We start from the raw sequence: 13056 nt of genomic DNA on the forward strand, positions 1-13056 counted from the left end.
GCTCGGATTCAAGGCGCTTGGATTCCCTGCGTCAGTGATGATGGCCATGATGCAAAGCCGCGTCATGCCCCTGGTGGTGATCATGGTCATGACCATGGTCGTGCTCGTCGCCGTCGTCGGCGCACTGGCCGAATTCAGGTTCCACCGTGGCATGGCTGATGCCATGCTCCGACGCAAGCCGCTTCTTGATCGCGCTGACCGCCTTGTGCGCGTCCACGCCCTCGTTGAGGCATGCATGCAGCGTCGCCATGCTGCTGGTGCCGTCGATCGACCAGATATGCATGTGGTGCACCTCGCGCACCCCCTGGACCGTCGTCGCGATGTCGCTGGCGATCAGGTCCCGGTCGAGGCTCGGCGGCACCCCTTCGAGCAGGACGTGGGCGGCCGCGCGCATCAGCGACCATGCCGTGGACAGGATCAGCAGCGAGACCAGCACCGACAGGATCGGATCGATCGGGGTCCAGCCGGTGGCCAGAATGACGATCGCCGCCACGATTGCCGCGGCCGAGCCGAGCAGGTCGCCGAGCACATGCAGGATGGCGCCGCGCATGTTGAGGCTCTCACGGTCGCCGCCATGCAGCACCAGGAAGGAGCCGATGTTGACCAGCAGGCCGAGGATCGCCACCACCAGCATCGGCCCGCCCAGCACCGGCGCCGGCGTCTGCAGGCGCTCCCACGCCTCGTAGACGATCCACAGCGCGATGACGAAGATGGCGATGCCGTTGGTGTAGGCCACCAGCGTCTTGACCCGGCCGAAGCCATAGGTCAGGCGGACGGTCGCCGGCCGGTCCGCAAGATGAAACGCATACCAGGCCAGGCCGAGCGCAATGGCGTCGGCAAGCATGTGGCCGGCATCGGCCAGCAGCGCCAGAGAGCCGGTGAAGAGGCCGCCAAGCGCCTCGGCCACCATGAAGCCCGCCGTCAGGCAGGCCGCGATCAAAACGCGCTTCTTGTCGGTCGAGCCATGACTATGCCCGCTGTGGCCGTGCCCGCTGTGGTCGTGCCGGCTGTCGTCGTCACTGTGCGCCAATGGCAAACTCCCATGCCCGGATTCAGCTCAGGCGCCGAATTCCGCGCGAAAATCCTCGAGCCGTCGTTTCTGCTGGCCGGCACCGTCGAAATTGGCCGGATCGAGCCACGCCTCGTAGGCTTTGCGCAAGGCCGGCCATTCCTTGTCGATGATCGAATACCATGCGGTGTCGCGGTTTTCACCCTTGACGATCAGGTGCTGGCGGAAAATGCCCTCGAACTTGAAGCCGAACCGTTCCGCTGCGCGCTTCGACGGCTCGTTGCGGTTGTTGCATTTCCATTCGTAGCGGCGATAGCCGAGCTCGTCGAAAATGTATTTCATGAACAGGAATTGCGCCTCGGTCGCCGCCGGCTTGCGCGCGATGAGCGGCCCCCAATAGATGTTGCCGATCTCGATGACGCCATAGGCCGGATCGATGCGCATCAGGGTCTGGCGCCCGGCGACCTTGCCGCTCGCTTTGTCGATGACGGCGAAGAACAGCGGATCCTCGCTCGCCTCCACCTTGTCCAGCCAGGGTTGGAAGGCGGCGCGGGTTTCCGGCGGATAGTCGGGCAGCCAGGCGAAGCGGCCATCGACGTCGGCCACGGAAGACGCTTCATAGAGGCCATCGCCGTGCTTGGCGGCGCTCAGCGGCTCAAGCCTGACATAGCGGCCCTCCAGCACCTTGCGCTCCGGGCGCGGACGCGGTTGCCAGTTCTTGAGATTTTCCGACACCGAAAGCTCCAATCCGTTTGACTTTTGCGGGCCGAAGCTCACAAAAACGCAACCGCATAGCAAGAACCACACGGACGGGAAAAATGCTCCACACGATTTCGGCCTTCGATCGTCTCGGCGAGGAAAACGCCTTCGCCGTGCTCGCGAGGGCCACGGCACTCGCCCAACAAGGCCGCGACATCGTCAATCTCGGCATCGGCCAGCCCGACTTCAAGACGCCGCAGCACATTGTCGAGGCGGCGATCAAGGCGCTGCGCGACGGCCACCACGGCTACACGCCGGCGAACGGCGTGTTGGCGACGCGCGAGGCGGTGGTGCGCCGCACGCTGACCACGACCGGGGTCGAGGTATCGCCCGAGGCGGTGATGATCCTGCCCGGCGGCAAGCCGACCATGTTCGCCGCCATCCTGATGTTCGGCGAGCCCGGCGCCGAGATCCTCTATCCCGATCCCGGCTTTCCCATCTATCGCTCGATGATCGAGTTCACCGGTGCGGCACCCATCCCCGTGCCGATGCGCGAGGAGAACGGCTTTGCCTTCTCGGCTGAAGAGACGCTGGCGCTGATCACCTCGAGGACGCGGCTCCTGATCCTCAACTCGCCGGCCAACCCGACCGGCGGCGTCACACCGCGCGCCGAGATCGAGAAGCTGGTCAAGGGACTGGAAGCACATCCGCAAGTGGCCATCCTTTCCGACGAAATCTATGACGTGATGACCTATGACGGCGAAAAACACTGCTCGCTGCTCGGGTTTCCCGAAATCCGCGACCGGCTGATCGTGCTCAACGGCTGGTCGAAGACCTGGGCGATGACCGGCTGGCGCATGGGCTGGTCGATCTGGCCGAACGGCGACAAGGGCGCCCATCTCTACGACAAAGTGCGCAAGCTGGCGGTCAATTGCTGGTCCTGCGTCAACGCGCCGAGCCAGTTTGCCGGCATCGCGGCCATCGACGGCCCACAGGACGACGTCGACAAGATGATGCGCGCCTTCGACCGCCGCAGGAAGATCGTGGTCGAGGGACTGAACGCCCTGCCAAACATATCCTGCATCACGCCCAAGGGCGCCTTCTATGCCTTCCCCAACGTGTCGAAGACCGGCTGGAAGGCGAAGAAACTCGCCTCCGCCCTGCTTGACGACGCCGGCGTGGCACTGATCGGCGGCCCCGATTTCGGCATTCTCGGCGAGGGCTATGTCAGGCTCTCCTACGCCAATTCCGAGGAGAACATTTTGCGCGCGCTGGACAGGATCGGAGCGTTCCTGGCCAAGTGAGGCTCAGCTGGTGCTGTCCAGATAGGCTCTTGCGATCAACCGAAGCTCGGCCTGGTCGATCGCCTCGTCATGTCCGCAATAGGCACGGCTGAATTCGATCTGCAAAAGCCTCTGCATCGTCGTGCGGTAGGACTGCACGTCCGAACCCGGAAGATCGTCGACCAGCCGCCCGCGATAGATCGCATCGCCGGCGAAGAAGTCGCCATTCTTTTCACCGAGAAGGCTGGCGGCGGCGGAAGTTTACGGCGGCGTTTCTGCTCCAGTGTCTGGAGGCGATAGGGACGGCGGTATTTTCCATCGCTCGTTAGGCAGAATATCCTTATTTAGATGGGCGTAAGTCTCGTGAACTGATTCAAGTTTTTTCTGGTAATCTTCGGCATGTTGTAGATCTTCAGTTAGGATTGCCACCAAGGCCATAGCCGATGCCTTCATGGCTGCTAGATCATAGATAATCCGGTCAACCACTTCGACCTTTTGTGGCTCTACCAAATGGTCGCCGGCAGCGACAACGAACTTAGACCCATCGACAGACCAGCGCAGCCCGCTGCAAAAATTGTTCCAGTATCGTTTGAAATTTCCATCCGCAAAGAAGATGCATGCCATTTCCGTTATTGGCTTCAATTCTGCGTCCGGGTTGATCGTAGCAAGTTGCGTGATTGGGAAATCAAGGACGGTAAATTTCGACATGGCGATGGCTAGATTGGCTCGCTCGGAGAGGAACCTTTCCTCAAAGAACTGCCGCCGTTTGCGCGATGTATCTGCGATCGCTTCACGTAGCCGTGCAATCTCCTTCTGGTCATCCTTCCAAATAAAATACGGGGCGGTCACCAGGCGGAGCGCGACACCGCCGCCGACAACAGATAGAATTGTCCAAGCTAGGTAACCTTGATAGGCGGCATCCATAGCTTCACCGCGAGCAAAAAATAGCGCGGGGCCTAGAACGCCGCCCACAACTGACACTTTGTCGGTGAATAGGACCGACCCGGAAAAAGCCCGGTGAAAGCACTTCCCCAAATAGCCCATTGGAGAACAATGCCCGGATTCTTTCCTCTTGGGTAGTCACAAGCCCTTCCGTCGGAACGAGCCCGGGCCAATGCTTGGTGCGTTTTGCTACATAAGACCGCATTTGCCAGAAGGCTGGGCGGCCATGTCGAAAACGGCTACGACTCCCCCGGATCAGGACCAAGATGAGGGCATCCCGAATGTTTTATGCAATTCTTGCCTATCACGTGGAAGACGCGATCAAGGCACTGACGCCGCAGGAAGATGCGGCACTGATGACCGACCTGCTCAATATCCACGACGGGCTCTATGCGAACGGCAGCCTCGGCCCCTCGGCGCGGCTTGGAGCGACCCAGTCGGCCTGCACCTTGCGCGGACCCGGCGACGGGATCGTCATCGACGGCCCCTTCGCCGAGACCAAGGAACAGCTTCTCGGCCTCTATGTCGTCGATTGCGCCAAGCGCGATGACGCGATCGCCATCGCGCGCGATCTGCGCCGCGTCAACCCGGCCGCCGTCTACGAGATCCGCCCGATCGCGCTCTATCTGCCGGGCGTGGCGCTGGCGGGGGCCTAAGGCAACTCCAGAAAAAGTGCGTAGAGGTTTTCCCGGGAAAAGCGCGTAGCGCTTTCCCTTGGGAATTGCGCAAAAATAAAGGCTTCGTCAGCCTCTGCCCACGAACGGCATCTTGGTCGCCATCACGGTCATGAACAGCACATTGGCCTCGAGCGGCAGGCTGGCCATGTGGACGACGGCGTCGGCCACGTGCTGGACGTCCATCACCGCTTCGGCGGCAATGGAGCCGTTGGCCTGTGGCACGCCGACCGTCATCGGTTGTGCCATGTCGGTCAGCGCATTGCCGATGTCGATCTGGCCGCAGGCAATGTCGTAGGGGCGGCCGTCGAGCGCCAGCGTCTTGGTCAGCCCAGTGATGGCATGCTTGGTCGCGGTATAGGGCACCGATCCCGGGCGCGGCGCGTAGGCCGAGATGGAGCCGTTGTTGATGATGCGGCCGCCCATCGGTTTCTGCTTGCGCATGGCGCGGAAGGCCGCGCGGGCGCACAGGAACGAACCGGTGAGGTTTACGCCCACAATATCGTTCCACACCTCGACCGGGATCTCGTCGATCGGCGCCGACTTGTAGCCCATGCCGGCATTGTTGAAGAGCAGGTCGACGCGGCCGAACGCCTCCGCCACCGTCTCGAACAAATCATCGACCTCGCCGGGCTTGCTGATGTCGCAGGCGACAGCCAGTGCCTTGGCATCCGTCTGCTCGGCCGCGGCGATCGCCTCGTCCAGCAGCGCCTTCCGGCGTCCGCAGAACACGGTGTTCCAGCCGGCTTTGAGCAGCGCGGTGGCGACGCTCTTGCCGATGCCCGTGCCGGCGCCGGTGACGATGGCGGTTTTTTCGGTCATGGCAGATATCCTCCGGCTGCGCCGCATTTGGCTCGACTGATTTTCAGGTGGTCCAGGGGCAAAAGGCATCGCAAATGACGGCGGCGATGGCAAGCGGGACGCTGGTGTCCAGGGCAACGAATCCAAGCTGACAGGTTTCGTCCGGCCTTCGACCGCGCGCTGTCGAGGGAGCATTGAACGGAAAACCCGCCTGCGGCGAGTCCCTGGCGCAACTCAGCACCATAACCAAATATCTACCATAGTTGCCGTCACCCCGTCAAGGAAAAAATTCCTATCAAGGGTTCGGAGCCTGGCCGGGTACCGAAAAGCGCAATTCGTTTTTGGGAGAAGCACGGAGGGCCGACAAAAAGGGCGGTCATTGGCGACCGCCCTGATCTGGACCGGACTTGGGAGGAGGAAAGCCGATCCGACTGTCTAGAATCATGCGCTTCCTGGGTTAACGAGAGGTTAACGCCACGAAGGCCCGCCTGTTCCGTTTTGGCCTACCAGCGTGGATTGGGTGAGGTCCCGGCCTTGGCAGCCGGCACTTTGACCGCCGAAACCGTTGCCTCGACATGGTCGATCAGCGCATCCGGCAGGCCGAGCCGGCCCGCGAGCAGATCGAGATAGCCGCGCTCGGCGCGTGTGTCGGGATCGATTGTAAGGCGCGACGCGGTGTAGAGCTCAAGCTTCTGCGCGTCGGTCTTGGCGCCGGCCACCAGCGTGTCGAGGTCGAGCGGGTTCTCCAGCTCCGCCATCAGGAATTTTTCCGCATCGGAACCGATCCCCGCGAGGCTCAGCTTGCCGGCGATCTTCTTGCGCTCCTCATCGTCGACATGGCCGTCGGCCTTGGCCGCCGAGATCATCGCCCGCACCAGGGTCAGCGTGAATTCGTCCTCGCCCTGCGGCGCTTGCGACGGGTGGAACGCAGTGTCCTTCGGCGGCGGCAGCAATTCCGGTTCGCCGGCCGCCGGCGCCTGCTCGGGTGCATTGCCGGCCTTGTAGTTCTGGTAGGCCTTGTAGGCGAGGCCACCGATCGCTGCCAACCCGCCGAGCTTGACGGCGGCACCGGTGACCTGGCGCCCGGCGCCGGTTCCAAGCAGCACCGCGGCCAGCGCGCCCGCCGCAAGAGGATTGTCCTTGGCCATCTGCACCGCCTGTCCGGCCTTGTCGCGGACCGTGCCGCCGGTGCCGGGAATTTGCGAGCCGAGCAGATCGTCGAGAAGCTTCTTGGGATCGAACATCAATGCCTCCAGGATTGCCCGGCCGAACGGGCAGGTTTCGAACGCCGAAGACGTAGGTCCCGAAACCTGACATTGCAATGACGGGCGGCCGCTTTGCCCCGGCCCAGGCGCCTTGATCAGGACCCGATATGCGGTCCCCTGCCCCGCGCCTGCGCCAGCTCGACCTGCCGCTGGCGCTCGGCATAGCGCTGGCGGTCGTCGTCCGACCGAGCGTCGAAACAATGCGGGCAGGAGACGCCGGCGGCAAATTTCGGCGATGTCAGCTCGTCCAAGGTCAGTGGATGCCGGCAGGCGCGGCACAGCTCGGCGTCGCCCTCGGCGAGGCCGTGCGACACCGAAACCCGTTCGTCGAAGACGAAGCATTCGCCTTGCCACAGGCTGTCTTCGGCCGGCACCTCTTCGAGGTATTTCAGGATGCCGCCCTTGAGATGGAACACCTCCTCGAGACCAAGCGACCTGACATAGGCCGTCGCCTTCTCGCAGCGTATGCCGCCAGTGCAGAACATGGCGACCTTGCGGCCTTCCAGTTCCGCGCGGTGCTCTTCCACCCAGGCCGGGAATTCGCGAAAGCTCGCGGTCGCCGGATCGATGGCGCCCTTGAAGGTGCCGATCGACACTTCGTAGGCGTTGCGCGTGTCGATGACGATCGTGTCGGGTTGGGAAATCAGCGCGTTCCAGTCGGCCGGCGCGACATAGGTGCCGGCACTCTTCGCCGGGTCAATGTCTTCGACACCCATGGTGACGATCTCGCGTTTCAGCCGCACCTTCATGCGGTGGAAGGGCATTTGCGCGGCGCTGCTGTATTTCACCTCGAGGCCGGACAGCCCGTCGATGGTTTCGAGATGTTCGATCAGTTCGGCAATCGCCGCATCGCTGCCGGCGACCGTGCCGTTGATGCCTTCATGCGCCAGAAGCAGCGTACCCCTGATGCCGCGCCCACAGCAGAAGGCAGCCAGTGGCGCCCGCAGCGCCTGGAAGGCGTCGAGCCGGGCAAATTTGTAGAGCGCGGCGACGCGGACAGGCTGGGATGGCGCGGACGGTGTCATTGCCAGAGCAACTAGACGCTCGTAAAAGCCGTTTCAAGGTGAAACGGGTTTGACGGCCTGTCATGGTCCTGTTCCGGAAGAGCCCGTAAGCTACCCGGCGTGCGTGACATCACGACACGCCCGGTTGCGTGGACAGGAAAATATCAGTCTGCTAATCGGTTGAATTGACAACGATATGGAGAAGAAGATGCCTAGCAAGACCGAAAAACTCCTGTCGCTGCTCAATGGCCAGCCGGTCATCCCGGTGCTGAAGATCGCTGAAGTTGCCAATGCCGTGCCCTTGGCCCGCGCTTTGGCACGCGGCGGCCTGCCGGCGATCGAGATCACGCTCAGGACCGCGGATGCGCTGGAAGCGATCCGACGCGTGGCCGGCGAGGTCGAGGAAGCCATCGTCGGTGCCGGCACCATTCTGGATGCCCGCCAGTTCGATGAGGCGGCCGCCGCCGGCTCGCAATTCATCGTCAGCCCGGGCATAACCCGCGAGCTTCTGGCAGGCGCCGCCGACAGCGAGGTTCCGCTGCTGCCCGGCGCCATCACCCCCGGCGAGATCATGGCCGCGCGCGAAGCCGGGCTGCGCTTCCTGAAGTTCTTCCCGGCCGAGCAGTCCGGCGGCATCGCCTCGCTGAAGGCATTCGCGTCGCCGCTCGCCGACGTGAAATTCTGCCCGACCGGCGGTATCACCGGCAAGAACGCGGCCGACTATCTCAGCCTGCCCAATGTCATCTGCGTCGGCGGCTCCTGGGTCGCCCCCGACGACATGGTCAAGGCCGGCAGGTGGGACGAAATCGAAGCTCTCGCACGCGCCGCGAGCAAGCTCGCCGGATAAGCGCTTTCGCGTTCACCAGCGCAGCGGGCCATTCTCGTCGAAATAGCCGGCAGTCGGACCATCGGCATCGAGCGTCGCCAGGCGCACGATGATCTCGGCTGCCTGCCGCACCGTGCGACCGCCCCTGTGCCCGTTGAGATCGGTCGCGGTGTAGCCGGGAGCAGCGGCATTCACCTTGATGCCGCGCGGCGCGAGCTCCCTGGCGAACGCCACCGTGATCGCGTTGAGCGCCGTCTTGGAGCTGCCATAGCCCATTATGTTGGGCGACTGGTTTTCGCCTGTTGCGTCCTGCGCGCGTGCGATCGAGCCGATATAGCTGCTCACCATGACGATGCGGCCGGCGGGCGATGCCAGCAAGAGCGGCAGGAATGCCTGGGTGACCCGGATCGGGCCGAAGACGTTGACATCATAGGTGGCCTTGATGTCGGCGATATTCTCCCGGCTCGGCGGCAGCTCATAGCGCTCGTCGGGGCCGAGCGCGTCGACATATCCAGGAGCAATGCCGGCATTGTTGACCAGCACGTCGAGGCTGGCTACCCGCGCCGCGACGGTCCTGGCGGCGGCCGCCACGCTTTCGTCATCGACAACGTCGAGTTCGAGCCACTCGACGTCGAGCCCTTCGCTGCGCAGCGCCTGTGCCGCTGCGGTGCCGCGTGCGGCGTCGCGGGCGCCGAGCCAGACCTTGAATCCCGTTGCCGCCAGGCGCCGTGCGGTCTCCAGGCCGATGCCCTTGTTGGCGCCGGTCACCAGTGCGCGCTTCGATGTCGTCATATCCAAATCTCCTTTGTGGAGGCCTGACGCCTGTCGCCTGGAAGTGGCCCGGTCCGGGAAAACGACATGCATAAAACAAAGGCCCAAAACACGTCGCCAAACGCGACGCGCCTTAGAGATGGCGGATTGCGGCCCGCCTCGCGCGCCGAAAACTCTCTTGATCTTGCCTGATCCTCTCACCTGGTTGCGCGGCCCACGCGGATCGGCAATGCTGAAACGATGAGAGAGGCGCTGCTGGAATTGATCGCCATCGCCGGCCGCCATGCGCATGGGCGGCGGACAAGGACGGCGATCCCTCGCGTTACGATCGGCCGCAGCGAGGTCCCGACGCCGCCTATGCCCGAGCTTTGTCAGCCGACGGCGCTGTTCGTGCTGCAAGGCACGAAATCGGTGCTGATCGGCGAGCGTACGCTTCGTTATCAAGCCGGCAGCTATTTCGTCTACGCAGTCGAGACACCCGCCACCAGCCAGCTGATCGAGGCGAGCACCGCGCATCCCTATGTGGCCATCGGCTTCGCCCTCGATGTCAAGGCGATCGCAGCCCTGCTCATCGAGCACGAGCCGGCCGTCGGTGGCGACGATTTCATGACCTACCTGGCCAATGACGACCTGCTCGACGCGTGGCGCCGGATGCTGCGGCTGCTCGACAGGCCCGCCGAGATTCCCGTGCTCGCTCCCCTGCTCGAGCGCGAGATATTGTTTCGCCTGTTGCAAGGCCCGCAAGGCGCGAAGTTGCGCCAGCTCGCCGGCGCCGACAGCCGCTTGTCACAGATCCGCCGGGCGACCGCCTGGATCCGGGCTCACTATGACGAGCCTATCGAGGTGCGGCGGTTGGCCGAGCTCGCCAATATGAGCAGCGCTGCGTTTCATCGCCACTTCAAGGCGGCGACGGCGATGAGCCCGATCCAGTACCAGAAGCAGGTCCGCCTGCTGGAGGCCCGCCACCTGCTGCTGGCCCAGCCGGGAAACGCCGCGCGGGTTGCCTTTACCGTGGGCTATGAAAGCGCTTCGCAGTTCAGCCGGGAGTATGCGCGTCAGTTCGGGTTGCCGCCTGCACGCGATGCCGCGCGGCTTCTGGCGCGGGGCGAAGCGGCCGCGCTGGACATCGACTGAACCATCCCGGGCGGCACGAAAAAGCCCGGCCGGCTTGCGCCGATCGGGCTAGTCTGGTGCCATGATAGTCAGTGGTGTCTTGGCGGTCAGTTGCAGACCCTGACCTTCTCGACCGCCTTGTGGCGATGCTTCCAATGCGTGACCATCTTGGTCCGGCAGTGATGCTTGCCATTTTTGATGATCACGGTTTCGGCTTGCGAGGGAGCAAAAGCCGCCGATGCCGCCACCAGCGCCAGGACGGATGCCAACAGGATCTTCTTCATGAATATCCCCGGGGTTGGAACGCAGCCATTCTAGCCGGGAAACAGGCAGCTTTTACCTTTTCACGAGAAGTTCAGGCACCCGTGATCCCGCGGGGCCGGGGCCGGCTTCATGCATGCCGGTTGTGCCCGCACACAGCCGGCTGACAACGAAAAGCCGCGCCGGTTGCCCGGCGCGGCTTTCGGAATGCCCGGTCTTTACTTCGTCTGGAAGCGCGCGACGGACAGGAATTTTACGGCATTGCCGGTGAAACGGTTGGCATCCGCCATCTGGTCGCCCTGCTGGAAGCCGGCCGTGTAGACCTCGCTCGGCGGCGTGTGGACCACGTTGTAGGCGTAGCCCGGCGCCGTCGTGGCGCTCGAAACCGTCGCGACATTCTCGCCGCTGGTCAGCGCCCAGCGGGCGGCCTGCGGTGCGGCGGCAACCACGATGGCCTTGGGACCGGGTTTCAGGTCGCGGGCGGTGGCTCTGGCCTCCTTGCGGGTCGTCTTCACGCCGGCGCCGATCGCGGCGACCGGATCGGAACCGGCAGCGCGGGCGACGACGGCCTCGCGCGGCGATGCGGCATCGACGCCGGACGGGTCGTTGAAAGCCGAACGAGGCTCGGACAACGACGCAACCCGATAATAGTCAGCCTGCACGGGAAGCGCCTCGGCCTCGTCGAGCACGGCCTTGACCGCATCGGGCTTGACCGCATCGGGCTTGGCCGCATCGATATTGGTCATATCCGGCCGCGCGCTCGGCAGCACCGAGAAGGCATCGGTCGCGGTCTTGCCACGCTCGGCCGTCTCGGCCAGCGCCATCAGCACATCCTTGCTGGGCGCAGGCGCCAGCACCGCCGGCAACGTGTGTTCGGGGCGCCATGTCGGCAAAGGTATGTTGTTGGCGGCAACCTGCGCTGCATCGGCGGCGACCGCCGAGGGATCAGCCTTGCCGAAAGGCATATTCGCCGGCGTCTGCACGGTTGCCACGGTCTGTTCGGTGCTGGCCGTCGCATCCGCCATGCCGAAGGGAACATTTTCAGGCGGCTGCGCGCCGACATCGACTTTCGGCCGCGGCGCGAAATCGGGCAGCGGGATGCTGCGTGCCGGCAACGCCGCGATGATCGTCTCGGGCGTATCCTTTTCCGGCTCCGGGGCCTGCTCCTCGGCGACCTGCGGGATCTCGGCGCGCTTGGCGTTCTCGGGCGCCACGATCGCGATCCCCGGCAGGGTGCCGCTCTTGGCGGTGCTCGCCGGTACCGGCTTCACGCTTCTCGGCTTCGGCGCCGGCTCTGCCGATGCGACATCGGCGCTGTCGTCGGCCTCGTCGTCGCCGCCGCCGAAGAAGGCAGCCAGGAGTCCGCCGGACCTCTTGGAACCACCGCCGGCGCTGGCCAGCTCGATGGCGGCGCCGCCGGAGCCCTTGCGTGCCTTGTATGAGGCAAGCGCCTGCTCAAAGCCAGGCAGCGGCCGGCCGTCGCTCGGCACGTGCAGCGTCTTGCCGTTCGGGAACAGGCTCACCAGTTCCTGTCGGCTGATGCCGGGCCAATGGCGCACATTGCCGACATCCATGTGGACGAACGGCGAACCGGATCTCGGATAGTAGCCGACGCCGCCGCCCTGCATCTTGAGCCCGATATTGCGCAGCTTCTTCAGCGGCACGCCCGGAATGTAGAAGTCCATCGCCTTGCCGAGCATGTGCTGGCTCTTCTCGGCGACACCCTTGCTGCGACTGCGCAGCATCGAGTTCGTCGACGGCGAGCGATAGCCGCAAACCACCTGGATATAGTCGGTGGCGCCGCTTTCCCGATAGGCTTCCCAGACCAGGTCCAGCAGGCGCGGGTCCATCTTGGTCGGCTCGTTGCGGCGCCAGTCGCGCAGGATGATGTTGATCTTCCTCAGCCCGGCCTGATCGTAACGGCCGTTGCGCTTGTAGACGATCTCCGCCTTCTCGTGCGTGTGGAGGTGGTAGAGCTTCAGAGAACGGACTTCGGCCCTGGCGCCGGTTGCGGCAGCGGCAAGAAAACCAAATGCGACAATCATGGCCGCCAGCCACTTCGGCCAGACGCTCAAATGATAGTGCCGCCCGTTTGTGTGTCGTTCGATTCTGTTCAAATCAAAAGGCCTTGCAGGCTGCCGTTTGTCCCCGGATTTGCCCAAACGGACGTGTCGTTGTCACATCCGAATATCGATCCTAATGGTTAATCATCGCTTATTGAAGCCGAAATGCGGTAAGACCGTGGCGATATCCCGCCAAAAATTGTCCACAAGGTTTCTTGGTAAACCGCTGGTTTAGATCATGATTCCTCGTTTGGCCGAAACACGATCTGTTACCGTTAGCCTTAATGCGTGAACGGGACCGTGGGGGACGTCGCCATCGGCGCGCCACACTCCGGTCCAGTCAAT

Annotated in this window: 14 protein-coding genes; 4 read left to right on the forward strand and 10 right to left on the reverse strand. The window is 63.7% G+C overall.

Going from position 1 to position 13056, the window contains the following annotated elements; all coding sequences use genetic code 11:
- Positions 1-31: 31 nt before the first annotated feature.
- A complete protein-coding gene (locus FJ867_RS05260) occupies positions 32-1030 on the reverse strand; it encodes a cation diffusion facilitator family transporter (protein ID WP_140816716.1) in 999 nt (332 codons plus the stop codon).
- A gap of 27 nt (positions 1031-1057) precedes the next feature.
- Complete coding sequence (locus FJ867_RS05265) at positions 1058-1744, reverse strand: GNAT family protein (protein ID WP_140566223.1); 687 nt, start codon at positions 1742-1744, stop codon at positions 1058-1060.
- A gap of 83 nt (positions 1745-1827) precedes the next feature.
- On the opposite strand from FJ867_RS05265, the gene FJ867_RS05270 reads away from it, so the two are divergent.
- Positions 1828-3012, forward strand: a complete 1185-nt coding sequence (locus tag FJ867_RS05270; protein ID WP_140816718.1) for a pyridoxal phosphate-dependent aminotransferase — start codon at positions 1828-1830, stop codon at positions 3010-3012.
- Between the two features lie 3 nt (positions 3013-3015).
- On the opposite strand, the gene FJ867_RS29265 is transcribed toward FJ867_RS05270, so the two are convergent.
- Positions 3016-3150 carry a hypothetical protein gene (locus FJ867_RS29265; protein WP_281405948.1) on the reverse strand — a complete coding sequence of 45 codons (135 nt, stop codon included), beginning with the start codon at positions 3148-3150 and terminating at the stop codon, positions 3016-3018.
- A 102-nt stretch (positions 3151-3252) separates the two neighbouring features.
- On the reverse strand, positions 3253-3915 hold the full coding sequence (locus FJ867_RS05280; protein WP_140816720.1) for a hypothetical protein: 663 nt from the start codon (positions 3913-3915) through the stop codon (positions 3253-3255).
- A gap of 299 nt (positions 3916-4214) precedes the next feature.
- On the opposite strand from FJ867_RS05280, the gene FJ867_RS05285 reads away from it, so the two are divergent.
- Positions 4215-4589 carry a YciI family protein gene (locus tag FJ867_RS05285; protein WP_140816722.1) on the forward strand — a complete coding sequence of 125 codons (375 nt, stop codon included), beginning with the start codon at positions 4215-4217 and terminating at the stop codon, positions 4587-4589.
- 87 nt (positions 4590-4676) lie between these two features.
- Here FJ867_RS05285 and FJ867_RS05290 read toward each other — a convergent pair whose 3' ends face one another.
- From FJ867_RS05290 to FJ867_RS05300, 3 genes are all read right to left on the reverse strand, one after another.
- A complete protein-coding gene (locus tag FJ867_RS05290; protein ID WP_140513668.1) occupies positions 4677-5429 on the reverse strand; it encodes an SDR family oxidoreductase in 753 nt (250 codons plus the stop codon).
- 482 nt (positions 5430-5911) lie between these two features.
- Positions 5912-6652: a tellurite resistance TerB family protein gene (locus FJ867_RS05295; protein WP_140513669.1), complete on the reverse strand. Its 741-nt coding sequence runs from the start codon at positions 6650-6652 to the stop codon at positions 5912-5914.
- A 116-nt stretch (positions 6653-6768) separates the two neighbouring features.
- The gene (locus FJ867_RS05300) at positions 6769-7698 is read right to left on the reverse strand and encodes a rhodanese-related sulfurtransferase (protein ID WP_140816724.1); all 930 of its coding nucleotides are present in this window, start codon (positions 7696-7698) and stop codon (positions 6769-6771) included.
- A gap of 187 nt (positions 7699-7885) precedes the next feature.
- Here FJ867_RS05300 and FJ867_RS05305 point away from each other — a divergent pair, with 187 nt between their 5' ends.
- Positions 7886-8524, forward strand: coding sequence for a 2-dehydro-3-deoxy-phosphogluconate aldolase (locus tag FJ867_RS05305; RefSeq protein ID WP_140496266.1), 639 nt, complete (start codon positions 7886-7888; stop codon positions 8522-8524).
- A gap of 12 nt (positions 8525-8536) precedes the next feature.
- Here FJ867_RS05305 and FJ867_RS05310 read toward each other — a convergent pair whose 3' ends face one another.
- Complete coding sequence (locus FJ867_RS05310) at positions 8537-9295, reverse strand: SDR family NAD(P)-dependent oxidoreductase (RefSeq protein WP_140650202.1); 759 nt, start codon at positions 9293-9295, stop codon at positions 8537-8539.
- A gap of 219 nt (positions 9296-9514) precedes the next feature.
- Between FJ867_RS05310 and FJ867_RS05315 the strand changes: the two genes are divergently transcribed.
- The gene (locus FJ867_RS05315; RefSeq protein ID WP_140496268.1) at positions 9515-10408 is read left to right on the forward strand and encodes an AraC family transcriptional regulator; all 894 of its coding nucleotides are present in this window, start codon (positions 9515-9517) and stop codon (positions 10406-10408) included.
- Positions 10409-10494: 86 nt separating this feature from the next.
- Here the strand turns inward: FJ867_RS05315 and FJ867_RS28660 are convergent, their stop codons facing one another.
- Both FJ867_RS28660 and FJ867_RS05320 read right to left on the reverse strand, forming a co-directional pair.
- Positions 10495-10671 (reverse strand): hypothetical protein, encoded by a 177-nt coding sequence (locus FJ867_RS28660; protein ID WP_181165230.1) that lies wholly within the window; start codon positions 10669-10671, stop codon positions 10495-10497.
- Positions 10672-10866: 195 nt separating this feature from the next.
- Entirely contained in the window at positions 10867-12693 is a 1827-nt protein-coding gene (locus FJ867_RS05320; RefSeq protein WP_181168319.1) for a DUF882 domain-containing protein, read from the reverse strand.
- Positions 12694-13056: the final 363 nt, after the last annotated feature.

Origin of the sequence: Mesorhizobium sp. B2-5-3, assembly GCF_006441005.1 — a bacterium.
Classification (GTDB): Bacteria; Pseudomonadota; Alphaproteobacteria; order Rhizobiales; family Rhizobiaceae; genus Mesorhizobium.